General features: G+C 61.1%; 25 protein-coding genes and 1 other RNA gene. 18 read left to right on the top strand and 8 right to left on the bottom strand.

All coding sequences use genetic code 11. The features are described from left to right. The first annotated feature begins 80 nt into the window (after positions 1-80). On the top strand, positions 81-518 hold the full coding sequence (locus J2741_RS02030) for a DUF5804 family protein (protein WP_209673386.1): 438 nt from the start codon (positions 81-83) through the stop codon (positions 516-518). Between the two features lie 191 nt (positions 519-709). Here the strand turns inward: J2741_RS02030 and J2741_RS02025 are convergent, their stop codons facing one another. Both J2741_RS02025 and J2741_RS02020 read right to left on the bottom strand, forming a co-directional pair. Continuing rightward, positions 710-1,015 (bottom strand): large conductance mechanosensitive channel protein MscL, encoded by a 306-nt coding sequence (locus tag J2741_RS02025; protein WP_209673385.1) that lies wholly within the window; start codon positions 1,013-1,015, stop codon positions 710-712. A 224-nt stretch (positions 1,016-1,239) separates the two neighbouring features. Then, complete coding sequence (locus tag J2741_RS02020) at positions 1,240-2,478, bottom strand: proteasome-activating nucleotidase (protein ID WP_209673384.1); 1,239 nt, start codon at positions 2,476-2,478, stop codon at positions 1,240-1,242. Between the two features lie 56 nt (positions 2,479-2,534). On the opposite strand from J2741_RS02020, the gene J2741_RS02015 reads away from it, so the two are divergent. From J2741_RS02015 to J2741_RS01970, 10 genes are all read left to right on the top strand, one after another. Next, a complete protein-coding gene (locus J2741_RS02015; RefSeq protein WP_209673383.1) occupies positions 2,535-3,026 on the top strand; it encodes a multiprotein bridging factor aMBF1 in 492 nt (163 codons plus the stop codon). Positions 3,027-3,487: 461 nt separating this feature from the next. Further along, positions 3,488-4,279 (top strand): 2-amino-3,7-dideoxy-D-threo-hept-6-ulosonate synthase, encoded by a 792-nt coding sequence (locus J2741_RS02010; protein ID WP_209673382.1) that lies wholly within the window; start codon positions 3,488-3,490, stop codon positions 4,277-4,279. A 4-nt stretch (positions 4,280-4,283) separates the two neighbouring features. Then, positions 4,284-5,069 (top strand): 2-amino-3,7-dideoxy-D-threo-hept-6-ulosonate synthase, encoded by a 786-nt coding sequence (locus tag J2741_RS02005; RefSeq protein WP_209673381.1) that lies wholly within the window; start codon positions 4,284-4,286, stop codon positions 5,067-5,069. After that, positions 5,066-6,052, top strand: coding sequence for a 3-dehydroquinate synthase II (locus J2741_RS02000; protein WP_209673380.1), 987 nt, complete (start codon positions 5,066-5,068; stop codon positions 6,050-6,052). The genes J2741_RS02005 and J2741_RS02000 overlap by 4 nt, the downstream gene beginning before the upstream one ends. A 4-nt stretch (positions 6,053-6,056) precedes the next feature. Then, the gene (locus J2741_RS01995; protein ID WP_209673379.1) at positions 6,057-6,881 is read left to right on the top strand and encodes a prephenate dehydrogenase/arogenate dehydrogenase family protein; all 825 of its coding nucleotides are present in this window, start codon (positions 6,057-6,059) and stop codon (positions 6,879-6,881) included. Then, a complete protein-coding gene (locus J2741_RS01990) occupies positions 6,878-7,678 on the top strand; it encodes a prephenate dehydratase (RefSeq protein ID WP_209673378.1) in 801 nt (266 codons plus the stop codon). Before J2741_RS01995 ends, J2741_RS01990 begins: the two co-directional genes overlap by 4 nt. Continuing rightward, complete coding sequence (gene aroA / locus J2741_RS01985) at positions 7,666-8,934, top strand: 3-phosphoshikimate 1-carboxyvinyltransferase (protein WP_209673377.1); 1,269 nt, start codon at positions 7,666-7,668, stop codon at positions 8,932-8,934. Before J2741_RS01990 ends, aroA begins: the two co-directional genes overlap by 13 nt. Beyond that, positions 8,931-10,316 carry a shikimate dehydrogenase gene (gene aroE / locus J2741_RS01980; protein ID WP_209673376.1) on the top strand — a complete coding sequence of 462 codons (1,386 nt, stop codon included), beginning with the start codon at positions 8,931-8,933 and terminating at the stop codon, positions 10,314-10,316. The genes aroA and aroE overlap by 4 nt, the downstream gene beginning before the upstream one ends. Beyond that, positions 10,313-11,335: a chorismate synthase gene (locus J2741_RS01975; RefSeq protein ID WP_209673375.1), complete on the top strand. Its 1,023-nt coding sequence runs from the start codon at positions 10,313-10,315 to the stop codon at positions 11,333-11,335. The genes aroE and J2741_RS01975 overlap by 4 nt, the downstream gene beginning before the upstream one ends. Further along, a complete protein-coding gene (locus J2741_RS01970) occupies positions 11,332-11,736 on the top strand; it encodes a DUF7490 domain-containing protein (protein WP_209673374.1) in 405 nt (134 codons plus the stop codon). Before J2741_RS01975 ends, J2741_RS01970 begins: the two co-directional genes overlap by 4 nt. A 222-nt stretch (positions 11,737-11,958) precedes the next feature. On the opposite strand, the gene J2741_RS01965 is transcribed toward J2741_RS01970, so the two are convergent. The 3 genes from J2741_RS01965 to J2741_RS01955 all read right to left on the bottom strand — a co-directional run bounded on the left by J2741_RS01965 (position 11,959) and on the right by J2741_RS01955 (position 13,998). Beyond that, the gene (locus J2741_RS01965; protein WP_209673373.1) at positions 11,959-12,213 is read right to left on the bottom strand and encodes a DUF5654 family protein; all 255 of its coding nucleotides are present in this window, start codon (positions 12,211-12,213) and stop codon (positions 11,959-11,961) included. A 210-nt stretch (positions 12,214-12,423) separates the two neighbouring features. Next, positions 12,424-13,314, bottom strand: coding sequence for a sulfurtransferase (locus tag J2741_RS01960; protein WP_245249562.1), 891 nt, complete (start codon positions 13,312-13,314; stop codon positions 12,424-12,426). A gap of 54 nt (positions 13,315-13,368) precedes the next feature. Beyond that, positions 13,369-13,998 carry a type I 3-dehydroquinate dehydratase gene (locus J2741_RS01955; protein WP_209673371.1) on the bottom strand — a complete coding sequence of 210 codons (630 nt, stop codon included), beginning with the start codon at positions 13,996-13,998 and terminating at the stop codon, positions 13,369-13,371. 390 nt (positions 13,999-14,388) lie between these two features. Here J2741_RS01955 and J2741_RS01950 point away from each other — a divergent pair, with 390 nt between their 5' ends. Together J2741_RS01950 and tpiA are read left to right on the top strand one after the other, a co-directional pair. Further along, positions 14,389-16,983 (top strand): DUF3656 domain-containing U32 family peptidase, encoded by a 2,595-nt coding sequence (locus J2741_RS01950; RefSeq protein WP_209673370.1) that lies wholly within the window; start codon positions 14,389-14,391, stop codon positions 16,981-16,983. A 55-nt stretch (positions 16,984-17,038) separates the two neighbouring features. Next, complete coding sequence (gene tpiA, locus J2741_RS01945; RefSeq protein ID WP_209673369.1) at positions 17,039-17,707, top strand: triose-phosphate isomerase; 669 nt, start codon at positions 17,039-17,041, stop codon at positions 17,705-17,707. A 167-nt stretch (positions 17,708-17,874) separates the two neighbouring features. On the opposite strand, the gene J2741_RS01940 is transcribed toward tpiA, so the two are convergent. From J2741_RS01940 to J2741_RS01930, 3 genes are all read right to left on the bottom strand, one after another. After that, positions 17,875-18,435, bottom strand: a complete 561-nt coding sequence (locus J2741_RS01940; protein WP_209673368.1) for a CBS domain-containing protein — start codon at positions 18,433-18,435, stop codon at positions 17,875-17,877. Between the two features lie 58 nt (positions 18,436-18,493). Next, positions 18,494-18,835, bottom strand: an RNA gene (gene rnpB, locus J2741_RS01935) — RNase P RNA component. A gap of 120 nt (positions 18,836-18,955) precedes the next feature. Beyond that, positions 18,956-19,123, bottom strand: a complete 168-nt coding sequence (locus tag J2741_RS01930) for a hypothetical protein (protein ID WP_209673367.1) — start codon at positions 19,121-19,123, stop codon at positions 18,956-18,958. 122 nt (positions 19,124-19,245) lie between these two features. Here J2741_RS01930 and J2741_RS01925 point away from each other — a divergent pair, with 122 nt between their 5' ends. From J2741_RS01925 to gltA, 5 genes are read left to right on the top strand one after another with little or no spacing between them, the layout of a single operon-like run. Next, a complete protein-coding gene (locus J2741_RS01925; protein ID WP_209673366.1) occupies positions 19,246-19,803 on the top strand; it encodes a TIGR00296 family protein in 558 nt (185 codons plus the stop codon). 8 nt (positions 19,804-19,811) lie between these two features. Next, positions 19,812-21,266 carry a tRNA guanosine(15) transglycosylase TgtA gene (gene tgtA / locus J2741_RS01920; protein ID WP_209673365.1) on the top strand — a complete coding sequence of 485 codons (1,455 nt, stop codon included), beginning with the start codon at positions 19,812-19,814 and terminating at the stop codon, positions 21,264-21,266. After that, positions 21,256-22,893, top strand: coding sequence for an archaeosine synthase subunit alpha (arcS, locus tag J2741_RS01915; protein ID WP_209673364.1), 1,638 nt, complete (start codon positions 21,256-21,258; stop codon positions 22,891-22,893). Before tgtA ends, arcS begins: the two co-directional genes overlap by 11 nt. Positions 22,894-22,932: 39 nt before the next feature. Next, positions 22,933-23,781, top strand: coding sequence for a sulfide/dihydroorotate dehydrogenase-like FAD/NAD-binding protein (locus J2741_RS01910; protein ID WP_209675413.1), 849 nt, complete (start codon positions 22,933-22,935; stop codon positions 23,779-23,781). Next, positions 23,774-25,141 (top strand): NADPH-dependent glutamate synthase, encoded by a 1,368-nt coding sequence (gene gltA, locus J2741_RS01905; RefSeq protein WP_209675411.1) that lies wholly within the window; start codon positions 23,774-23,776, stop codon positions 25,139-25,141. Before J2741_RS01910 ends, gltA begins: the two co-directional genes overlap by 8 nt. The last annotated feature ends 330 nt before the right edge of the window (positions 25,142-25,471 follow it).

The raw sequence follows: 25,471 nt of genomic DNA, 5'->3' as shown, positions 1-25,471 counted from the left end.
TTTTAAAATCCGGTTTTTTCCGTACGAATCCGGGCAAAATATTTCCGTGATTCATGATAAATAGCACATAGGGGTGAACGATGAGGATCCTGTTGCTCCAGAAGGAGGGGGTGGACCTGTATTCGGCCCTCCTGCTCTCCGAGACGAGCCGGCGGGCCCTCCGGTTTTACCACCCCGAGAAGGTTCCCGTGGGGATGATCGTCCGCATCTCCACGCTCGGGAGCGCCCTCTCGCTTGTCGCGGACCTTCGCTGGTACGTCCGGCGCTATATGCGGGAGGTCTTCTTCGAGGTCTCGCCCGGGATTTACTGCACGCACGCGCTGGCACAGCAGGTGTACTATGACAGGAGCGTGATCCTCCAGCCGCCCTGGCCGTATCGCCGGTGCATCGGGATCCGGGACTGCGAGGTCATCGAGGACCGGGCGATGGCTGCCGGCGAGGCCATGAACCCTGCACCGGAAGGTACGGACCAGGGACTGGAAGTCTGGTGCTCGGCACACGAGTTCGAGACGCTGTAATCCGAAGGGATCCGGGGTTTAGTATCAGACCCGAATGGTCGTAAAGGGCCCTTTAATGTTGACCTTCATTCTGCTTTTTTCAGGGAGTTCCCGGATAACACCGCGACGGGGTTCCCTGAAGAAATCAAAAACTGGTATGTCGCTCCTTCCTGTAAAGTCCTGAAAAATAAAAATTCAACACGCTGCAACTGTTATTTTTTCTCCACCTTCTCTTCTTTTAAAAGTTTCTTTGCGATCAGGAAGATCACCAGCGCGACGATAATGAAGTAGACCAGGTCCCCAAGGAACGCACCCCAGCTGATGACGATAGGGCCAAGCAGCAGGGTCGCCGTCTGCCATGCCCCGCCCGGGATGAACGGGGTGATGATCGGCATGATGATGTTGTCTACCAGGGATTTGATCAACTGGTTTGCGGCCAGGCCCATGATGAACGCGATTGCAAGACCTATGATCTTGTATTCGTACAAAAAGTCCTTGAACTCCTTGAGAAAACTCATTTTTTCAATGCCTCTGGAGAAAATAGTTTTTTTTGTAATATTTAATGATTTTTGATAAATTCGGAATTTTTTCCGGATATCACGCCGGATATCATATTATCCGTGACTTTGGAGGGTTAATCGGACCCGCACCTGGTGTCGGAAAGAATCCGGGACCCCTACATTACCCTGCGGTCTTCGAAGTATTTGCGGAAAGAGAATGGACGAAAAGAGGATGAAAAAAATCAGGCAAACATCGCCCCGATGTTTCCAAGGGGCCGGTGCTGCTCGAAATCGAGCCCGATCTTGTCGATTGCCTTCAGGAAGTCCTCCCGGGTGACCGCGTCATGCTCCCGCCGGATGGCGAACATCCCCGCCTCCATGCAGATGGCCCGCAGGTCCGCACCATTCTTCCCTTCGGTGAGGGTGGCGATCTCCATCAGGTCAACATCGTCCTCCAGGGTCATTCCCCGGGTATGGACCTCGAGGATGCTGTATCTCCCCTGTACTCCGGGGAGTGGTATCTCAATAATACGGTCGAACCTTCCCGGCCGGAGCAGGGCCCGGTCGAGGATATCGATCCGGTTCGTCGCACCGATGATCTTAACGTCACCCCGGCGTTCGAACCCGTCCATCCCGGCCAGAAGCTGCATCAGTGTCCGCTGCACCTCGCGGTCGCCCGACGTGGTGGTGTCGCTCCGGGTGGCGCCGACCGCATCGATCTCGTCGATGAAGATGATGGTCGGGGATTTCTTCTTGGCCAGGTCGAAGAGTTCCCGGACGAGCCGTGCCCCTTCCCCTATGTATTTCTGGACCAGTTCGGACCCGACCACCCTGAGGAAGTATGCATTCGTTTCGTGTGCGACCGCCCGGGCGAGGAGGGTCTTGCCGGTTCCCGGAGGGCCATGGAGCAGCACCCCTTTCGGAGGTTCGATCCCGATCTTCTCGAAGAGTTCGGGCCTTTTCAGGGGCAGCTCGACTGCCTCACGGATCTCGATAACCTGCTGTTCGAGTCCCCCGATATCCGAATAACTCTCTTCGGGAGTCTCGACCACCTCCATGCCGTACACCTGCGCGTCATAGCTCTCCGGGAGGACGTCGACCACCGCGAGCGACTGCTGGTTCAGGGTTACCCGGAGTCCCGGCTTGAGATTTTCCGGGTCGATGCAGAGCGAGCTCTTGACCAGGAACCTCGGTCCTGCACTGCTCCGTATAATAACACGGTTCGCGTCAAGGACGTCGGTAATGGTCCCGATAACCAGGGGCGGGCTTCGGAGCTGCTCGATCTCGCTCTTTAATTTCCGCACTTCCCGCTCGTATCGTATCTTCTGGGTCTCGATATACCTCTTATCGGACTCCACCTGGCGCAGCTGCTCCCTGAGCTCCAGGTTCCGGGTCTCCATATTGGTCACCCGGTCGAGCAGGTACCTGTACAGCTCTTCCGGATTCTGAGGTTCCTTCGGTTGCCTGGCGCTCTCTGCCATTTAATGCCTCAATTAAGTATATAGGGAAAAATGATTATAAAGAGTTTGCGAGGCATATGCAGTGCGAAATGTGTGGCGCCACGATTCAGGGCCAGCCAAAGAGGGTAAGGATTGAGGGAGCGGTGCTCGACGTCTGCGGCCAGTGTGCCCGGTACGGGACCGAGGTCATGCAGCCGAAGAAGACCGAACCCAAAAGGCCCGGGGCTGCCAAACCTGCGATGAGCCTCCCGGTGCGCAAGTCGCGAGATGTCCTCGACCTGATCGAAGGAGAGATCGTCGACGATTATGGGGAGCGGATCAGGAATGCCCGGATGCAGCAGGGGCTGACCCAGAAGGACCTTGCGATGTCGATCAAGGAGAAAGAGCTCCTGATCAAGAAGATCGAGAAAGGAGACCTCATCCCCGAGGACGACGTGCGGGTAAAGATAGAACGGGCCCTGGGCATCAGGCTGCTGGACGTCCCAGAAGAAGCCGAGGAGCGGAAGAAAGCCGGAAAGGTCGTGCCCACCCTCGGAGATGTCATCTCCATCAAGAAACCGAAAAAGTGACATTTTCGGTCAGATTCTCATTCATTTTTTGTGCAATTTCATTTTTCGAGCCCTGGGCGGATACCTCCGGATCGGGCGACCAATAAACAACACTTTGATGAAGGTGGGATGTCCGGGGTGCCGATCCGCCCTTGCGTGGCCCGACGCCGGGCCTCGAATGCCAGTGAACCGGGCCCGATCGGGGGCGGACCCTGTATCCCCAGCCTTTTTATACAAGGATGGCAAACCATATTGACTATGCAAGGTGAGTGTTTTTTCGCCGGTGAGTGTTTTTACCACCGTTAGCGAAGTCTGTGTTCCTTGCATGGCCCGAAGGGCGCTCCCCGGCCGGCCGGTTTCTCCATCGTTAAACGAAGGAGCCCGGGCTCTCGGCTGCACTTTTGACTATTTTAGTTATTTTGGGTTTTTTTCGCTCTGAAAACCGCATAATCTGGCGGAATTTCAGGGCGGAGGTTGTTGTTATGAGAGGAAAAGAGATTCGTCTGGAACGTATCATGGATCGCAACACGAAGAAGACCATCATAGTCCCCATGGACCACGGGGTGACCAACGGCCCTATCGACGGACTGATCGATATGGGGAGGGCGGTGGACCTCGTGGCGGAAGGAGGCGCAAACGCCGTGCTCGGGCACGTCGGGCTCGCACTCTACGGGCACCGGCAGGGAGGGAGGGACATCGGCCTGATCCTCCACCTCTCGGCCAGCACCTCCATCGGGCCGGACCCCAACGACAAGGTCCTGGTCAATTCGGTGACCAACGCGATGAAGATGGGGGCGGATGCGGTATCGATGCACATCAACGTGGGAGCGGACTCGGAGGCGAGGATGCTCTCCGACCTGGGAAGGGTCGCGGTCGAGTGCATGGAGTGGGGAATGCCGCTCCTCGCGATGATGTACCCCCGGGGGAGGAAGATAGAGAACGAACACCAGGTCGAGCACGTGGCGCTCGCGGCCAGGGTTGCGGCGGAGCTCGGGGCGGACCTGGTGAAAACGGTTTATACCGGAGACCCCGAGAGTTTCAGGGTGGTGACCCGGGGATGCCCGGTACCGGTGGTGGTCGCCGGAGGGTCAAAGACCAGCGACCTTGCCACCCTGCAGATGATCGAGGGAGCAATGGAGGGCGGAGCCGCGGGGATCTCCATCGGGAGAAACGCCTTCCAGCACAGGACGCCGGACCTGTTCATAAGGGCGGCAGCGGCGATAATCCACCAGGGTATGAGTGTCGAAGAAGCAATGAAAATTCTCGGGGAATGAAACAATGATTGGAAAAGAGATCAGAATCGAGAGGATAATGGACAGGAACACCGGCAAAACGGTGATAATTCCTATGGACCACGGGTTTACCCTCGGCCAGATCGAGGGGCTGCTCGATATGACCTGGATCATCTCGCAGGTCAGCGACGGGGGAGCAAACGCGATCGTACTGCATAAGGGGCTCGTCAAGAGGGGTCACCGGCGTCACGGGAGAGATATCGGGCTTATCATCCACCTCTCCGCCGGCACCTCGCTCAACCCCGACCCGAACGACAAGGTGCTGGTCTGCACCGTGGAAGAAGCGGTGGCCCTCGGAGCGGATGCGGTATCCATCCATATAAACCTGGGGGCGCCGAACGAGTCGAAGATGCTCGAATCCGCGGGAAAGATCGTGAAGGACTGCAACCGCTGGGGCATGCCCCTCCTGGTGATGATCTACCCCCGGGGGAAGGGTATCGACCCGTTCTCACCCCAGGCGGTGGGGCACTGCGTCAGGGTTGCCGAGGAACTGGGTGCCGACCTGATCAAGACCAACTACCCGGGGAACCAGGCGGCGTTCGAGAAGATCGTCAAAGCCTGCTCCGTCCCGGTGCTGGTTGCAGGCGGGGAGAAGGCCGGCGACCTGGAGACCCTGCAGACCATCCGGGAAGCGGTGCACGCGGGGGGTGCCGGGGTCTGCATGGGAAGGAACGCGTTCCAGCGGGACAACCCGAAAGAGTTCATCCAGGCGCTCTGCAAGGTCGTGCACCACAACGTCGAGCCGGCGCGGGCATTAAAGGAGATGGAATGAAGGAGTTCTGGGTCGATATCCGCCCCTGGGATAAGAATATCGCCACCACGGCGCTCGAGAGCGGGGCGGACGTGCTCGTCGTCGACCGGGCGTCGAACGCCAAGGAGCTCTCCAGGATCGTGGTGGTGGCACCGGACGGAGACATGGTCCCGGGAAAAGATGTCTTCGAGGTGACCATCAAGGGCAAAGCGGACGAAGAAGAGGCGGTGAAACGATCCGTGCAGGGCCCGGTGATAGTCTCCACGAGCGACTGGACGGTGATCCCCCTGGAGAACCTGGTCGCCCAGTCCGACCGGATCTACGCAGTCGTCAAAGATGAGAAAGAGGCGGCATTGGCACTTTCCGTCCTTGAGAAAGGGGTAAAGGGAGTGGTACTCCGGACATGCGACCCTGCGATGGTGAGAAAGGTGGGCCTCGCGGTCAGAAAATCTTCCGGGCATGCCGAGCTGGTACCCTTCACCGTCACCGCGATACGGCCGGTGGGCATGGGGGACCGGGTCTGCGTCGATACCTGCACCCTGCTCACCCCGGGTGAAGGGATGCTCGTGGGGAACACCTCCTCGGCCTTCCTGCTGGTCCATGCCGAAACGATGGAGAACCCTTACGTGGCCCCCCGCCCGTTCCGGGTTAATGCAGGCGCCGTGCATGCGTACATCCTGCTCCCCGGGGGGAAGACCGCGTACCTCTCGGACCTGAAGACCGGCGACCGGGTAACGGTCGCGGATGCGGAGGGAGACCTCTCCGACGCCGTGGTGGGCAGGGTAAAGATCGAGAAGCGCCCCCTCCTCCTGGTTGAGGCGGAGTCGGGGTCGTCGAAGGTGAGTCTCGTCCTGCAGAACGCGGAGACCATCCGCCTCGTGGGAGAGGACGGTGCGTCCCTCTCCGTAGTGGAGCTCTCCCCAGGAGATCGTATCCTCGGCTGTATCATGGAGGGTGGACGTCATTTCGGGATGGCGGTGAAAGAGCATATCACGGAGAAGTGAACCGATGCAGGTGTGCATCATCGGGGGCCGGGGCAGGATGGGCTCCCTCTTCGGGGAGGTGTTCGCAAGAGCGGGGTACAAGGTCGTCGCCACCGGACGGGAGACGGATCCGGCGAAAAGTGACGCGGTGACCGGTTCGGATATCGTGATGGTCTCCGTTCCCATACGGGAGACGCGGAAGGTGATCGGGCAGATCACACCGGTACTTACCGCCGACCAGCTGGTGTGCGACCTCACCTCGCTCAAGGCGGAGCCGGTCGAGGCAATGCTCGCGTCCCGTGCGGAGGTGATCGGCCTTCACCCCATGTTCGGGCCGACTGTGCCCTCCCTCCTCCGCCAGACGATCATCATGTGCCCCGAGCGATGCCGGGAGGAGACACGGGATCGGATGGCCGGGATCTTTCTCCGCGAGGGGGCGCGGGTGACATTCAGCACTCCCCTTGAACATGACCGTATTATGGCGGTGGTACAGGGGCTGACCCATTTCGTGACCCTTTCCATGGCCGAGACGATGAGGAGAGCAGGGATGAGCCCGGCAATGACCGAGGAGTTCACGAGCCCCGTGTACCAGATCGAGCTCGGGCTCGTCGGTCGTCTGCTCTCCCAGGACCCCGGGCTGTATGCCGACATGCTCTGCATGAACCCGTTCGTGCCGGGGGTGCTCCGGCTCTGCAACGAGGCGGTGCAGGACCTCTCCTCGAGGATCGCGGAAGGCGATGCGGAAGGCTTCACCCGGATGTTCTGCCGGAATGCAGAGGATTTCGGTGAGTACCGGGAGCGATCCCTCGAACTGACCGACTCCCTGATCAGGGCCATGGTGACCCGATGAGCCTGGTAACGCTCGGACCGGAGGGGACATTCTCCCACGAGGTCGCGGAGTGCGTGACGAACGGGCCGGTAACCCTTGTCCCGACCATCCGGGAGGTGTTCCGCGAAGTCGCAGAGAACGGTCGCCGGGGGCTCGTCCCCCTCGAGAACAGCGAAGCGGGCGGGGTGGGGCCGACCCTCGACGGGCTCATGGCGTACCGGGTGTTCATCACGGCGGAGATCTTCATGCCGGTGCACCATTTCCTTGTCTCTCCCCGCGATACCGGGAATATCAGGACGCTTTTCGTGCATCCGCAGACCCACGAGCAGTGCAGCGAGGTGATAGAGGGGCTCGGGGCGGAGGTGATCCATACCAGCAGCAACGCCGCGAGCGCACACGCCACGCTCCAGTGTGCGGATTCGGGGGCGATCGTCTCCCGGAGGGCTGCGGAACTCTACGGGCTCGTAATACGGCAGCCCAATGTGGAAAACAACCCGGACAACGTGACCCGTTTCGTCTGCATCGACGCTGTGCCCGCGGAGAAGAAACATCCCCTCAAGTGCAGCATCCTGGTGGACCCGGAGTCCGACCGGGCGGGACTGCTCCATGAACTGCTGGGGGTGTTCTCGAGACGGGGGATCAATCTCACCCGGATCGAGTCCAGGCCCTCGAAGAGAGGGATGGGGCGGTACGTCTTCTTCATCGACCTCACCTACTCGCCTGCATGCGTTGATGCCATCGAGGAGCTCAAGGCGCTCACGACCGTCAAAAACCTCGGGTGCTACGGCCGGAAGGAGGTGCCCGGGTGGACGTGCTGATACGTAAAGCCCGGGATGTCAGCCTCGCCGTGACCGCCCCGCCCTCGAAGAGTTTCACTCACCGGGCGATGATATGCGCGGCACTCGCGGAAGGGCCTTCTCTCCTTTCACGCCCGCTGGTATCCGACGACACCGGGATCACGGAACGGGCACTGGAGCAGATGGGTGCCCGTTTTGCACGGGACGGAGACGCCGTCAGGGTTCAGGGGACCGGGGGAAGACTCGCCTGCACCGAAGGAGGAATCCTGGACATGGGAGACTCGGGGACCAGCATGCGTCTCCTCTCGTCGGTCGCACTCCTGTGCGGGTGCCCCGTGGTGCTGACCGGGTCCCCGAGGATGAAAGAGCGGCCGCTCGGCCCTCTCATGGACGGGCTGGTCCAGCTGGGGGGTTCCGTGCGCTACCTGGGACAGGAAGGGTTCCCCCCCGTGGAATTGTCCGGGGACCTCAAAGGCGGGGTCACCCGAATCCCGGGGGAGATCTCCAGCCAGTTCATCACCTCGGTGCTCATCGCCGCTCCCTACGCCAGGAACGATATAGAGGTCGTGCTCCGGGGAACGCCCGTATCCCGGTCCTACCTCGACATAACACTCGAGGTCATGCGGGTGTTCGGCGGAGAGATCCGCCGTTCCGGGTACGAATCGTTCCAGGTGAAGTCAGGGACCCCCTATCGGGGCACCGACTACACCATCGAAGGGGACTACTCATCGGCCTCGTATTTTTTCGCCCTGGCTGCGATAACCGGAGGCCGGGTGACGGTTCACGGTCTGAACCCGGAATCCTGCCAGGGGGACCGGAATTTTCCGGACATCCTCTCCCGCATGGGCTGCACCGTCCGCTGGGCGGGGACCTCGGCGACGGTGACCCGGGACTGTGCCTTAAAGGGGGTCGAGGTGGACATGTCTTCATCACCTGATACGGTACAGACCCTTTGTATGGTTGCGGCGTGCGCGGAAAGCCCGAGCCTGATCACCGGGATATCGCACCTGAAGTACAAGGAAAGCGACAGGCTCGCGGGCACGGAGCGACTCCTCTCCTCGCTCGGCGGGAAGATCGAGGTCGTGAACGACAGCATCCGGATCGAGCCCTCCCTCCTGCGCGGAGGGACGATCGACCCTGGAAACGACCACCGCACGGCGATGAGTTTCGCGGTGCTCGGGCTCGGGACCGGGGGTGTCACGATCACGAATGCGGAGTGCGTGAACAAGTCGTATCCCGGGTTCTGGGACGTACTGCGCAGCGGAGGGCTCCTATGAGGGCGGTATTGATCGGATTTCGCGGGACAGGAAAGACCGAGGTGGGCCGGCTCCTCGCGCACATAAACGACGTGCCGTTTTTCGATACCGACCGGATGATCGAGGAATCTGCGGAAAAGACCATCTACGAGATATTTGCAGAACAGGGCGAGGAAGAGTTCCGGAGAAAGGAGCGGAGGGTGATCGCCTCGCTTCCCGAAGGGGATGCGGTGATCGCCACCGGCGGAGGCGCCATCCTCGACCCCGGGAACGTCCGGAAGCTCCGCGAGGGGAGCACGGTCTTCCTGCTGCAGGCGGACGAGGCCGCCATCGAGCGAAGGATCCGCGATACCCGCAGACCGTCCCTGACCAGGCTGCCGCTCCGTGACGAGATCCACGAGCTCCTGGCCGTAAGGAGGGACGCGTACCTCTCCGCGGCCGATTTCTGCATCGATACCACCATCAAGAACGCGAACGAAGTGAGCCTCGAAATCCACAGGGTCCTCTCCGGGGGGGCGGTCTCCTGGAAACGGAGGGAACGTGGAATGGAGGTTATCCGTGCTTCCGGGATCGGGCATGAGGATATCGGGGAGATCGAAAAGGTCCTCATGGGCGAGGGTACCGACACCCTCACCCGGGTGTACGCCATAATGGGGTATCCCTGCACCCATAGCAAGAGCCCGCAGCTCTTCAACCGCCTGTTCTCCCGATACCGGGTGAACGCATTCTATACCCGGCTCCAGGACCCCGAAATCGGGACCGTAGTCCGTGTCGCGGGGGATATCGACCTCCGGGGGGCGAGCGTCACCATTCCGTTCAAGCAGGCGATCATCCCCTCCCTGGACCACCTCGACCGGGACGCGGATGCGATCGGCGCGGTGAACACCGTGGTGTACTGCGGAGGGAAGTCCTACGGAAGCAATACCGACTGGCTGGGGATCAGGGGGCCGCTCGCGGAGTACCGGAAAGCGCGTGCGGTGGTCCTCGGGGCGGGGGGTGCCGCCGCCGCCGCGGTGTACGCCCTCCAGGACCTGGAGATGGAGGTCACCGTCCTGAACCGGACCCCCGGGCGGGCAGAAGAGCTCTCCGCACGGTTCGGGTGCGCCCATGCCCCGCTCTCGGCGTTCGAGGCCCTCGACCCCGGGGTCGTGGTCAATGCCACGCCGGTGGGAATGACTCCCGATCATCATTCGCCGCTCCGGCCGGGGCAGCTGAAAAGTGGGATGGTGATCTTCGACCTCGTGTACACGCCGCCGGAGACCCCGCTCATCAGGATGGCCCGTAATGCGGGGGCCCGGGTCATCCAGGGGCCGGAGATGTTCGTCCGGCAGGCGGCGGCGCAGTTCCGGAGGTTTACGGGGATACAGGTTCCGCCCGCGGAGATCAAGGAGATGATGGAATGAACACGTTCGGAAGGAATTTCAGGTGCACCACCTTCGGCGAGAGCCATGGCCCCGCGATCGGCGTCGTGATCGACGGGTGCCCCCCCGGTGTCCCGCTGGAGGCGAAAGACTTGCAGCCGATGATGGACCGCAGGCGGCCGGGCACGAGCGCGCTCAGTTCCCCGAGAGCAGAATCCGATACCGTAGAGATCCTCTCCGGGGTCTTCTCGGGGTTGACGACCGGGACACCGGTCTGCATGCTGATAAGGAACAGGGATGCGCAGCCCGGGGACTACGACAGGCTCAAGGAGGTCTTCCGCCCCGGGCACGCCGACTATACTTTCCTGATGAAGTACGGGATCCGGGATCACCGCGGCGGGGGGCGGAGTTCGGGGCGGGAAACTGCGGCAAGAGTCGCCGCCGGAGCCCTGGCGATGAAACTGCTCGGCATGCGGGGGATCACGGTCGAAGGCAGGGTCGAAGAGATCCACGGAAAGACCATTCCCTGCGACTGGGAGGAGGAGATCCGGAACGCCGCCCGGGAACAAGACTCCGTGGGCGGCATCGTGGAGGTCATCGCCCGGGGGTGCCCGGCGGGGCTCGGCGACCCGGTGTTCGGAAAACTCGATGCGGCCATCGCGGCCGCACTTATGGGGATCGGTGCGGTGAAGGGTGTGGAAATCGGAAACGGATTCTCATCCGCCCGTATGAAGGGCAGCGAACAGAACGACCAGATGGGGGCGGAAGGGTTCCTCTCCAACCACGCCGGGGGGATCCTGGGCGGAATCAGCAACGGAAACGAGATCGTGGCCCGTATCGCGGTGAAACCCACCCCGTCCATCGGGAAATCCCAGCAGACGGCGGATATCCATGGAACGCCTGTCAGCGTTTCCGTCCAGGGGAGGCACGACCCCTGCATCGTACCCCGCATCGTCCCGGTGGCGGAGGCGATGATCGCCCTGGTGCTCATCGACGCGTTCCTGGAACAGGAAAAGTATACCTCGTACTGTGAAGAGGATAAGACGAGGATGCAACAATGAATTCCCGTGTCATGTGTGCCCCGTGTCTCTGCCTCCTCCTTCTTCTCCTCACCGCCGGTGCCGGATGCGTCTCGGCACCGGTATCGACAGGGCAGGATCGTTACGACCTCGGGAACGGACAACAGGTGAGCGTGTACTTCGTGGGCCAGAACTCTGACTGGACCTTCTCCCGGGGGTGCACCTGGACGGCGACCTACCAGGTCTCGAATACCGGCCAGGTCGGAACAGGGCCGATCCAGGTGAACATCGAGCTCGTGAATGCAGATTCGGGGGCAGTGCGGGACAGCCGGACAATATTCGTGGGAACTCTCGCACCGGGCCAGTCTCAGCCGGTCGTTGCGGAACTCGACGGCGAATGCGCCGAGGACTATACCGTCAGGGCAATTCCGGCGCCGGCGTGAGGTATAATTTTTTGTTCACCTGCAGGAGGATTTGTTCTTTGCGGGTAGCCCGGTTCCTCTGGTCCGGGTCGGTAATCCGTTCACGCTCTAAGGGCTCCTGTCTATGCCGGCGGGGTTGTACCCTCACCGGATCAGACCCCGGTCGACTGATGCATCTATTTCCGGCGTAGGCCGAATGAGTTCCCGGAATGTAAGAGCGTCATCCGGGTGGAAAAGGAGAATTCAGGGGGTGGTTTCCTTCTTCTTCTCTTCCCCCTTGGCATGCGATATCGCCCGTGCGATCCAGATGGTGAAGATCACCGCGATAATGGTTACGACTATCGCATAGGTCAGCTGGGCTGCGATGGTGCTCGCCGTACCGAATACTACCTTGAAGATCTCCTGAATTGCTCCGTTCCATGCAAGTGCCGCGACCAGCCCGAATGCTGCGGTCATTAGTGCGCCAATCTTGTCAAGTACCTCATCCTTAAATGACATCTCAGGTCACCGAATCGTATATTCCGTAAATGAGATAATAAACTATTCCAGAGATCAGGGATTTTTGCACCGTTAAAGAGAAGATTGAATCTTATCCCGAAACGCCTGAAGTTCAATTTCAGGATCCATCATTTTTCACCGCAATCCGAACTCCAAAGGAGTATCGGGTCTGCGAATGTCGTTCCGGTGTGTCCGGACATGGAAAAGGAGTTATCGGGGTTTCGTCCCGGTGACCGTAGGGTTATCGGGATAGGTCAGCCACTCGGTAAACGATCCCTCGTAGAGTTTTACCCTGGGAAACCCGAGGAAGAACCGGAAGAGGATGAACTCGTTCGTCGCCTCCCTCCCTGTCCCGCACGAGCAGATGACCTGTTTGTCGGGGCTCACTCCTTTCTCCCGAAGCATCGCCCTGATATCCGCCTCCGGTTTAAGGAGCCTGGAATTGCCCGGATCCATCAGGCTCTTCCATGGAAGACTGACCGCCCCGGGGATATGGCCGGGTTTGCTCCACGGTCCCTGGCCCTCGTAAAATGCAGCAGGCCTCGCGTCGAGGACGATAGTATCGGGCTTGTCCTTCTGCTGCAGGAACTCGTCGTATGTGATGAAATAGTCCCGCATGACCGTGCTCCTGAACGATGACCTCCCGGCTGTCGGGTACTTCTGTGTCATCGGCCGTTTCTCGGCCCGCCATTTATCAAGCCCGCCGTCGAGGACATACACCCTGTGGTGCCCGAAACGTGCGAGAGTATAGGCGAGGAATGTCTGTTCCAGGCCGTCGCCCACGAATCCCTCGCACTTCGTGAGGTGTCCCGAACTGGTGTAGACCACCACCGGTTTCCCGGCGTCCAGCCCCAGCGTCTGAAGGAGGATCTGCGCCGCCTCGGGGGCGATCCATACGGTGGGAAGGTTCCCGGTGTGGATCCGGAAGAGCCCTTCGTTCACGTAGAGGGCCCCCGGGATATGCTCCTTTACATATTCGTGGATGTTCGGCTGGGTATCAAGGATGGTCAGGTCCTTATCCTGGAGGTGCTGTGCAAGCCATTCGGTGGAGACCCATTGTACTGCCGAATCCCCCCCCGGGTATGGATAGGTCGTTGCCATAGCGTTCACGCACTGCACTTGCAGGGGGCCTTGATAAGGATATCGGCGGCGGTATCAGCGGAGGAGGCGGAGCACTTCCCTCGCCTCGCTGATATGGAACTGCCCAGGGGCAGCGGGTTTCCCGCAATGGCAGAACGCAGCCCACGAACCGAAGAATAAAAGGAAGAGGCGAGAAAACCGGAAGCCGGGCCCCATGGTCCCGGTGATGAGCGGTTTTCCAGCCTCGGCAGTGAACCGGCACAGCGAAAGTACATCGTGCTCGTTCCCGGGGACCGTAATAATCTTGGGGATATCTCCGTAATCCCGCAGGGCTCTGTATTTCTCCTCGAGGATCTCCCGGGACGGCATGGAGAACGTATGCCAGGAGGCGACGACGGTACATCCCCGGGCGGCGATGCCGGGAGCATATTCCCGGTATTTTTCCTCGATATCGATGTAATCCGGGATGTCGAGATACGGCCCGAGGACCTGTTCCCACCGGGCGGGACTTCCTTCGAACTCGCCCCCTTCATCCCGGCTCCTCAGGGTAAGGATTACAGGGATATCGGCTACCGACAGGCAATCCTCCAGCTCCCTCGAGGGGACACCGGGCATCAGGTCCAGCCTCAATTCTACGAGGTCGGGATTAAACCCGAGCGCGACCGGGATATCCCCAGGATCTGTTATGGATACTGCCAGTTTCATGGTAAAAACCTGTAATTTCATTCTTCAGGGAGGTGACCCATGGAGTGACCCCCGCGTCCCGTGGAAGAGCGTGATTGTTGCAGATTGATAAATATACTGGCATCTCCCGCCTGATCCCTTTCGGTCATCCCTTTGCACCCGGGGATCAGGGGACTTTACATCTCTTCGAATCCGCTTCCGGCATACAGTATCTTCGATAGCTGAATCCTCTTCGCATCTCTCTTGTGCTGAGGTCTCCGTTCTGCTTGAATCCTTTTCAGAACCCCATTCCCGTAAGTCTCCAGATTCCTGCACGACGGCTGCATACCATCCCGCCGAGGTATATGAATCACCCCGGTCAGCTTCGCATTCCCTCAACCATTTTACCTCATCGCGCCATAACTGCAGACAATGTCCCCGGAGCACCATACCCGCATCCCGGAGTTGCTCGCGCCCGCCGGTTCGGCTGAAGCCCTCCGGGCCGCGGTAGCGGCAGGAGCGGATGCCGTCTACCTTGGCGGGAAACGGTTCGGCGCACGAAGCTTCGCCTCTAATTTTTCGGAAGAAGAACTTGCGGCCGCCGTGGACTATGCACATTTCAACGGGGTGCACGTGTACGTCACCGTCAATACGCTGCTCCGGGACCGTGAACTGGAGGATGCCGCCGCGTTCCTCCTGTCCCTTTACCGGATGGGCGTTGATGCCGTCCTTGTGCAGGACCCCGGCCTTATGGGGCTGGCCCGGACGGTGGTGCCAGATCTGGAACTCCACGCGTCCACCCAGATGACAATCCTATCCAAAGAGGGGGTCTCCTGGGCAAAGGAGCACGGCCTGTCGCGGGTGGTTCTCGCGCGCGAGCTCGCTCTGGACCGGATTAAAGAGATTGCAGAAGAAGGCGGGACACGAATCCCCGGGCTGGAGATCTTCGTGCACGGGGCGCTCTGCTACAGTTATTCGGGCCAATGTCTCCTCTCCTCGGTGATCGGGGGGAGGAGTGGAAACAGGGGGATGTGTGCCCAGCCGTGCAGGAAACCCTACGTGCTGGTGGAAGCGGATATCGACCGGCACGGAAGGCCGGTCAATCCCCAGAAGATTTTCTGTCAGGGGGGGTATCCGCTCTCCACCATGGACCTTTCGACGCTCTTCCGGGTGGGAGCACTCGCGGAGTCGGGGATCGAGGCACTGAAGATAGAAGGGAGGATGCGGTCGCCCGAGTACGTGGCGATAGCAGTGGCTCTCTACAGGGCTGCGCTCGATGCATTCTCCAGGGGAGAACCGTGGGCCCCCCGGCCCGAAGAGACCGCAATGCTCATGCTCGCGTTCAACCGGGGCTTTACCTGCGGGTACCTGTTCGGGTGCAGGGGCGAAGACCTGATGGGGAGGGACCGCCCCGACAGCCGGGGAGTTCCCGTCGGGATGGTCACGGGCTGCGGCCCGGGGGGAGAGTTCTCCATTAAGGAACCCCTTCCCGGGATAAAAATCCGGAAAGGGGACGGTCTCGTGCTCTTCGATCCAAGGACCGGGAAGGAGCACGGGCTGGTGCTGAAGTCGGATCCGGTCTATTCAAGAGGAGAGCTCCGGTTCCAGGGACCCCGGGAATGCAGGAAGGGCATGGACCTCTGGCTGACCCGGAGCACTCTCCTCCGGGAGACCGCCTCCGGGATCCTCTCCCATCCGGCCGCCCGGGCCGGTGTTCCCGTTCCCCTGGAGATCTCCCTGGTCCTGAGGGAAGGAACGCCGCCCCGGGCAACCGGCCGGTTCAGCGGCCCTTCGGGCGAGGTGGCGGAAGTCCGGGTCGAGGGAGATTTTCCCGTAGCCCGGGCCGATCGTGCCCCGCTCACCGGAGAGGTGATAACCAGGCAGTTCGAGAAGACCGGGGGATCGAGGTTCTCCCTCGCCTCGCTGCACGTCGACCTGGGGGAGAACGTTTTTCTTCCCCTTGCCACTCTGAACAGCCTCCGGCGCGATCTCCTGGAGAAGGCCAGAGAAGAGTACCTTGTCCTGACCAGGCCCGATGCCCGGAGTGTCGATAAGGCGGGGTCAAGGATTCGGTCCTTTTTTGCAGGGCGTGCAGCGCAACCGCCTGAAGTCCGGTTCACCCTTCCCGGGCTGTCGGTATACGTCGACGACCCCGACGCGGTCAAGGCGGCCTGCAGTGCGGAAGCGGGGAGGGTATATTACGAGGTCCCCGGAGGCAAGGCGAAGGAACTAAGGGCCCTGATCAGCGATGCAAGCCGCGTTTGCGGCTCCGCGGAGGTTGAGCTGATCTGGAAATGGCCCCGGATCGCGGACCAGGAGTTCATCGATAACGCGATTCCGCTCCTTTCGAAAGCCCAGGAGTCCGGGATCGGCGGTGTTATGGTCGAGGGGCCCGGGCTCGCCGAAGCGATAGCCAGGCATGCCCCTGGTCTCCGCATCTTCGGGGGACAGGGGCTGAACATCACCAATTACCTCTCGATCGAGGTGTTCTCGCCTGTCTTCGCCGGGCTTACCTTTTCCCCCGAACTTGCCGCAGACGACCTGTCCCACATGGTCGCGATGTCGGGAAGACTGCAGAACAAGCCCGAGCTGGAGATCATGGTGCAGGGAAGCCAGGAAGCGATAGTGAGCGAGGACGACCTCCTCTCCGGGTGCCGCGTCAGCCCGGACAAGGTGGCGTTCCACGGGTTACTTGACGAGACCGGCCGGCTCTTCCCGGTGTACCGCGACGCACAGGGGAGGACGCACCTCTCCAACGCGGTCGAGACCTGCCTGGTCGACCATCTCCCCATCATCGCGGGCGCCGGAATAGACCGGGTGGCGATCGATGCCCGCCGGAGAGGCGCCTACTATGCAGGGGATATGACCCTCGCGTACCGCGAAGCGCTCGCGGTGCTCGGGACGGGCAGGGGAGAAGAGACGAAGAGGTGCCTCCTCCAGGTAAAGGAGCGGATAAAGAAGATGTCCATGGGCGGGATCACCACCGGCGCGTTCTTCGGGCGGGGAGCGGAAGATCCAGGCCGGTAGGAACGGGCGAAGCATTTCTTAATGATTGAAGGACAAGTGTTCCGTGGAGAACGTCATGTCAACCCCATTCATTCTTCTTAACCTGAAGACCTACACCGAAGGGTCCGGACAGCGGGTGCACAATCTTGCGGACGCCGCCCAGCAGGTGGCGGACGAGAGCGGTACGAGCATCGGGATCGCGCCGAGCTACATGAATATCCATCCCATCTCCATGCACTACGCGCTCCCCGTATATGCCCAGCACGTTGACGGGGCGGAACCCGGGGCGCATACGGGGTCGATCACCGCGGAAGCCCTGAAACAGGCGGGGGCGACCGGATCCCTGGTGAACCATTCCGAACGGCGGCTGACCCTGGCGGATATCGATGCCGCGGTCCAGGCGCTCAAGGCGCAGAGAATGATCTCGGTGGTCTGTACCAACAACGACATCACCACCGCCGCGGCGGCAGTGCTCTCCCCGGACTACGTCGCCATCGAGCCCCCGGAACTCATCGGGAGCGGTATATCGGTTTCGAAGGCGAATCCCGAGATCATAACACGCTCGGTGGAGGCGGTGAGAAAGGTAAACCCCGGCGTGAAGATCCTCACCGGGGCCGGGATCCAGTCGGGCGAGTGCGTGAAGATTGCCCGGGACCTGGGGACCGACGGAGTCCTGCTCGCGTCTTCGGTGGTGAAAGCAAAGGTGCCCATTACTGTACTACGGGACCTTGTGTCCCAGTTGTAACGGGAGCGGCGGGGCTGCTGCATAGCGGAGGTCTCATTCCCCCAGACAATTTTTTAACGACATTATGATTACCAGTAAAAAAAGACGAATTCTGAATATGTGACGAGCCGGACCTTTGCCTCCCTGCTCTCGCGAGTCAAACCTGTATCTTACCAGGAATCCCCTGATCAGCGCTCTACAATGAGGGGAATCAGGTCGTGCTTCGTGATCACTCCCTGCACCTTTCCCGACTCCATCACCAGGACCGCGTGGTTGTGCTGAAGAATCCGCACCACGGTCTCGATGTCCATGTCCGGAGGTACCGTGGGAAACCCCGATTCCATGAAGTCCCGTATCCTCGATTCCTCCTTCCTGTAATGGACCGGATCGTCAAGGGCGTTGACGATCGCGGACTCGGAGATGCACCCGACCGGCACCCCTTCGTCTATCACCGGGAGCTGCGAGATGCTGTTCCGGTCCATCATCTCGATCGCGACCCCGATGGGCTCGGTTGAGCCGACTGCAAATACGGGGGTATGCATTACCATCGCCGCGGTGACCCTCGAGCGCTCGGCGGTGTTCAGGACCTCGATGATCTTCGTGAGCGTACTCACCCGGGGATCGACGGTCCCGGCCTCGATCCGGGCTACCATGGACTGGCTTATTCCGGCCCGCTTCGCCAGTTCAGCCTGCCGTATGCCCAGCACTTCCCGTCTTGCCTTTATCTCGTCGGAGGTAGGGATGTGCATATGATATTACTGTGGGTGATTATTATTCAAAATAGTTTGGCCCTGTGTGCATAATTTGGAGTGGGAGGAGTAAGCCCCCTTCTGTTCTTTGCGGCATTCAGCTATGCGCCATACCCGGGCGGTGACTGAGCGACCTGTTGCCCTGTTCTGGCTTGCACCCGCAGGGATTCGCCGTTTCAACGTTTCCTGTTCCTTTGCTCAGCGGGTTATCTCACGCGATCTCTCGCGTTTCTCGCTCCGGAAGGAGCTCAGCCGCATCATCACCGGGAACAGGCCGTGCCGTGTCTGTGCCATTGCCGTGACTCTCGCCACCCATACTTGCATATGGCTGCGTGCTCAGCAGGTGGGGGGACTTTCCTCAGCGGCCAGTTCGGCCACCGTCAGCCGCACTCTCCCTCTCCTGTAGTACTGATCGGTGCTGTTATTTACTGCTATCCTATGACGCACCCCCCCGATAATGCCGGCCGCGGTGCACGATTGCGAAATATCATACCCGTCCGCACTCCCGGCATCGAAGATGTTACCTGCCGTGGTGCTCGAAATGTTGAATATTATAATCGTCGGCGGCTCCCGGAGTACCGGCCATGATCTCTCGTAGGGGATGGGTGCCCTCACGCGATATCCTGGGGCCGGGGATCTCGTACGGTCCCCTTGTTACCCGGGTGAGATCTGTTTCAATCTCCTTCATAAAAGGGGACCCGGGATCCGGAAAACGGGAACCCAGGCCCTGTTGCCGGAATTACATGCGGATACCGGGATCCGGCCGCAGTGGAAAGTTACTAGAGCCAACAGCGACCAGAGGTACCCCTGATGGAGGCCCTTACCGCGGAGGAAGGAAGGCTCGCGCTCCTTCTCGCCCGCACCACACTCGAAAACTGTATCGGCGGCGCAGAACACCCGCTCCCCTGCCTTACCCCGGTCTTTTCGCAGAAACGAGGAGTATTTGTTACCCTCACCCGGAACGGGGAGCTGAGGGGGTGCATCGGGTTTCCGTATCCCATGCTCACGCTCGGCGATGCCGTTCCGCAGGCGGCTACGGCCGCCGCACTCGAGGACCCGAGGTTTCCTCCGGTCTCGGGATCGGAACTGCCGTCCGTGCACATCGAAGTGACGGTGCTCTCGGTGCCCCAGCCGCTCGCCGTACCCCCGGGAGAGAGGCCGGGGGCGATCGAGGTCGGGAGGCACGGGCTGATTGTACGGGGACACGGAAGGAGCGGGCTGCTGCTCCCCCAGGTGGCCACGGAATACTGCTGGGACGCACGGACGTTCCTCGACCATACCTGCATGAAAGCCGGGCTCCGGTCCGGATGCTGGTGCGATAACTCCGTGGATATATTTACGTTCGAAGGCCAGATTTTCGACGAATAGGACTGCAAATGGCAATTTTCTTTGAAATAACCGCAAAGGACATCGCGGGAAGACTGGGCAGGCTGAAAGCGGGGGAACGGACCATGCGCACCCCGGCGCTCCTCCCGGTAATCAACCCGCACCTGCAGTTGATAACCCCGCAGGAGATGCAGGCGCTGGGAGTCGAGGGACTGATCACCAATGCCTACATCTTCTACCGGAGCAGGGAGTTCGGGGAGAAGGTGGTCAGTGAAGGAGTGCACAGGACGCTCGGCTTCGACGGGCTGATCATGACCGATTCGGGCTCCTTCCAGCTCTCGGTGTACGGGGAGGTCGAGGTGACCAACCGGGACACCCTGACGTTCCAGCAGGCGATCGGGAGCGACATCATCGTGCCGCTCGACATTCCCACCCCGCCGGACGCCGACAGGCAGCGGGCCACCGACGAGCTCGCGATCACCATGGAACGAATGCGGGAGGCGAAGGAGATCCTCGGGCCGGACGGAAACCTGGCCGGACCGGTCCAGGGGGGCCTGTTCACCGACCTCCGGACCCGGGCCGGTAAAGAGGTTTCTGACCTTGGTATCGCGTTCTGCCCGATAGGGGCCGTCGTCCCGTTGATGGAGTCCTACCGGTACAAGGACCTGGTGAAGGTGGTCAGTGCGGCAAAGTCCGGGCTTTCCCCCGCGGCATGCGTGCACCTCTTCGGGGCGGGCCACCCGTCCATGTTCGCCCTCGCGGTGGCCATGGGATGCGATATCTTCGATTCCGCGGCATATGCACTCTACGCCAAGGACGGGCGCTATATCACCGCGGGAGGGAGCATGAGGCTCTCCGAACTCTCGGACCTCCCCTGCACCTGCGAGGTATGCCGCCGGCATTCCGCAAAGGAACTCCAGGAAGCCCCTGACAAGGAGCGGCTCCTCGCCCTGCACAACCTCCAGGTGAGCCTCGGGGAGATCTCCCGTATACGGCAGGCGATCACCGACGGCACCCTCTGGGAACTTGTCGACGAGCGGTGCCGTGCACATCCCGAGCTCCTCCGGGGGTACCGGGAACTCCTCACACGTGCCCCGGAGCTGGAAAGGTCGGATCGGGTGAGCAAGCGGCGGTTTTTCTACCGGGGAAGCGAAAGCTGCGCCCGGACCGAAGTGATCCGGTACCACGGGACGATCGGCCGGATCGCCGGGGGCGAAAGAGTGCTCATCGATATGACCGGCGGGGACGAGCGTGACTTCGACCTGGTCCTTCTCTATAAACCCCCGTTCGGCCCGTATCCTCCAGAGCTCCGGGAGACCTTCCCGGTCGGCCAGGCCGAGATCCCCGACTGGGACTGTGACATGATGGTCTCGGGGTGCCGGGGTATTCGCTGCTACCTGGAGACTCATCCGGAAAGCAGGGTCGTCGTGCGGTGCCCCCCGGAGTGGGAGTCCCTGGTGAGGGAGCAGGTGCCGGGCGCTGAGGTGCGTGTACATGGGGTTTGAGGTCAGGAAACGGGACGCCCTCGCGAGGCTCTCGGTCTACCAGAGGGACGACCTCACCCTCGCCCTCCCCGCAGTGGTCGAGACCGACAGAATCTTTCCGTCCCTTGAACGGCACCGGCTCGACAACATGCCCCTCCTCGCCGACGCGGGGCTCGCGGGGGCGTATCACGCGTGCGGGGACGACGAGCCGGTCTGGGTCCACCCGGCGGTGGAGTGCCCGGCTGTTTCGGGCTCGTGCGTGATGGTGGGGAACTGGCATACCGCGCTCGCCCAGTCGAGGGAGTACGTCCAGTGGCTCTCCACCCTCAAATCAATGGTACCGCCCGATACCGCATGGTATGCGCCCGGAACGGCCCTTCCCTCAAACGCGGCGATACTCTGTTACTCGGGATTCGACCTCTTCGACTACCAGGGCGTCGATCTTGCGAGCGCACAGGGTCTCTACTGCCTCCCGGAGGGGACATTTCCTGCGGAATGGATGGAATCGGAGGCCTGTACCTGCGAAGGGTGCCGGGACGGCGATATCTTCCGGCACAACCGGTACGCCCTCGAGAAAGAACTCGCCCTTGTGCGCCGTTTCATCGGTGAAGCCCGTCTCAGGGACCTGGTGGAGTCGCGGTGCAGGTTCTTCCCCCCGCAGGTGGCGATCCTCCGGCTCCTCGATTCCGCACGATCCCTGATGGAACCCGCAGTGCCGGTCGCGAGAAGCGTACCCCTCCTTGCAACGACCGGAGAATCGCTGCACAGGTTCGAGGTAACCCGGTTCGCGGAACGTGTCATCGGGCGCTATTCGCCCCCTGTTGCGGAGACCGCGGTGCTTCTGCCCTGTTCGGCGCACAAGCCCTACTCCCTCTCCGCAAGCCACAGGAGGTTTATCCCGGTCATCGCCGGGAGGGCGCACGAACTGATCCTCACCTCACCCCTGGGGCTGGTCCCCCGGGAACTTGAGCTGGTGTATCCCGCCGCACATTACGATGTCCCGGTGACCGGTTACTGGGATGCGGAGGAACGGGAGCGGATTGCGGCGATCCTTGCCGGATACCTCGCAAAGAACCCCTATAAGAGGGTGATTGCCCATCTTGAAGGCGGGGCCCTCGCAACTGCAGAGATGGCGGCGGACGCGGCGGGGATCACCCTTGAGTGCACCTGCAGCGGGCATCCCGCCTCCTCGCAGTCGCTCACTGCACTCGACGCCGCGCTCGTTGGTGAACGGAAGGTCCGGCACGACCTGGTCCGGGGTACCGGGTTATGGCAGTTCGGAGCTGAGATCGCCGCGAAAGGGCTCTTCCTGAAAGGGAGGTACCCCCAGGTCATGGCCTACCGGGGGAAGGACCCCCTGTTCTCCCTGGATACCGGGACAGGGCTGCTCCGCCCGACCCTGAAAGGATGGGAGCTCATCCCCACCGGCTACCGGGTGACGATCGACGATTTCATCCCCCAGGGGGATATCCTTGCGCCGGGAGTGATCGACGCGGACCCCGCCATCCGGGAAGGGGACGAGGTGTTCGTGACCGGTCCGGGGGTCGAAGCCTCGGGTCGCGCCGCGATGCCCGCCGGGGAGATGCTCCGCTCGTCCAGGGGAGTTGCGGTCAGGGTGCGTAAGGTAAAGAGGATCCAGCAACTATAACTATCGGAATCTGATCGGACGAATTACGGAGTGAATTTTTTGTATCGGGTGGAAGAAGCAAAAGCTCTTGCAGAACGGGTGTACCAGGTGTGGGTGCGGGCGCCCCAGGTCGCCCGGCATGCAAGGGCGGGGCAATTTCTGATCGTCAGGATCGATGAAAGGGGGGAAAGAATTCCGCTCACCATCTCCGCAGTACAAGGGGACCTGGTCCGGATTATCTTCATGGCAGTGGGAAAAACCACCCGTCAGCTTGCAGCACTGGAAGAAGGGGACCACGTGCTCGACATCGCCGGACCACTGGGAAGACCAAGCGAGATCCAGAACGATGGCAGGGTCATCGTGGTAGGCGGGGGGGTAGGGATCGCCTCTCTTCCCCTCATTGCCAGGGAGGCCAGGAGCGCCGGGAATTATGTTATCGGGATAATCGGCGCCAGGAACGCTGATTTCCTCATCCTTGAGGACGAACTCGCGGGGATCTGCGACGAGCTTCACGTCGCTACCGATGACGGGAGCAGGGGCCATCATGGGTTTCCCGCGGACCTGCTGAAACAGGAGATCTCGAGACACAAGATCGACTGCGTGTGGATCATCGGCCCTGCAATCATGATGAAGGTGACCTCGAACGTGACAAGGCCCGCGGGAATAAAGACGTTTGTCTCGCTGAACCCCGTCATGGTCGACGGGACGGGGATGTGCGGGTCGTGCAGGGTGTCGGTCGGCGGGGAGACCAGATTCGCATGCGTGGACGGGCCCGAGTTCGACGCGCACCTGGTGGACTTCGAACTCCTCATGCAGCGGCAACGGTACTACCTCGAGGAAGAGAAAGAGTCTATGGAGCACTACCATGAGCACGCCTGCAGGTGCGGGGAGGGGACACATCATGGGTGACCGGCCGGCGTCCGTCCGGATCCATGACTTCCTGGAGGTGGACACCGGACTTACCCCTGATGAAGCGGTCATCGAGGCGGAACGGTGCATCCAGTGCAAAAAACCAGGGTGCGTGAAGGGGTGCCCGGTGGGGATCGACATTCCCGCGTTCATCGCAGCGGTGGCACAAAAGGACTTTGTGGGGGCGGCGGCGATCATCAAGGAAGAAAACCTCCTTCCCGCGATATGTGGCCGGGTCTGCCCACAGGAGGTGCAGTGCGAAGGGGTCTGCATTCTGGGCGTAAAAGAGCAGCCGGTCCGGATCGGGGCGCTCGAGCGTTTCGTGGCCGACTGGGAAAGAGAGCACGCGCCTAAAATTCCCGCGGTAGCAGAACCAACCGGATACCGTGTAGCGGTAGTCGGTTCCGGCCCTGCCGGTCTTGCGGCCTCCTTTGAACTGGCGAAGAGGGGTCATCAGGTGACGATGTTCGAGTCGCTCCATGCTCCCGGAGGAGTGCTCATGTATGGCATCCCGGCCTTCAGGCTTCCGAAGGACGTGGTTCAGGCCGAGGTCGATCAGTTGCGGGAGATGGGGGTAGATATCAGGTGCAACCACCTCGCGGGGGCCAGTGTTTCCATGGAAGAACTTGACCATTTCGACGCGGTCCTCGTCGCCACGGGAGCGGGCCTCCCCTTCTTCATGGGCATTCCCGGAGAACAGCTCTCCGGGGTCTATTCGGCAAACGAGTTCCTTACCAGGGTAAACCTGATGCACGCCAACCGGTTCCCGGTGTATGACACTCCGATAAAACGGGGGAGACGGGTGGTCGTGGTCGGAGGGGGAAACGTGGCCATGGACTCTGCCCGCGTGGCACGCCGGATGGGGGCAAAGGTCACGCTGGTCTACCGGAGGAGAGCGGAGGACCTGCCGGCCCGGAAAGCAGAGGTCGAACGGGCAGCCGAAGAAGGGGTAAAATTTCTGCTCTGCACAAACCCGGTCAGGATCCTGGGGGACCAGAGCGTAAGCGGCGTGGAGTGCGTGAGAATGGAGATGTGCGACCTCGACCAGAGCGGGAGGCCCGAGGCGGTACCGGTAGAGGGGAGCGCCTTTACGATAGAGGCAGATCTCCTGGTACAGGCGATTGGTCAGGGACCGAATCCTCTGCTGATCAGGAGGCTCTCCGGGGTCGCCTACGGGAGAAAAGGGAACCTGGTGGTCGACGAGAACGGAAAGACCACCCGGGAGCGGTATTATGCCGCAGGGGATGTCGCGACCGGGGCGGCAACCGTCATCCTCGCCATGGGTGGGGCGAAGCAGGCGGCGCTCGCCATCGACGCGATGCTTCGTGGCGAACCGTTTGGCGAGGGGAAGGAAGAGTAAATTAATTCATCCCTCGCTCTTCAATTTGGACACTTCACTTCAAGCGCTGTTTCTTTTCTCTGAAAATTCTAAAAATGGATACTAAAAAAAATTTTACCTCGACGCTCCCGGGGCTGTCGCCCCGCCGCTGTGGCGACCCCGCACAGGATATTCGTGGAAATGACAGGCCTGCTGGATAACCTGTAATTATTTGGATTAAGTTCCAGATCCGCCGCCGGGGCGCCCTTCGGGGGCGGCGGAACCATCGCGTTTTATTTTTATCTCTAACTTGTCGCTCCTGGAGCTTCGCCCCCCTCCAATGAATAAGACCCTGCATAAGAGATGTGAGGG

It is taken from the genome of Methanolinea mesophila (assembly GCF_017873855.1).
Lineage (GTDB): Archaea > Halobacteriota > Methanomicrobia > Methanomicrobiales > Methanospirillaceae > Methanolinea_B > Methanolinea_B mesophila.
The sequence above is the reverse complement of the archived record's forward strand: the minus strand, read 5'-3'. Positions and strand labels throughout refer to the sequence as shown.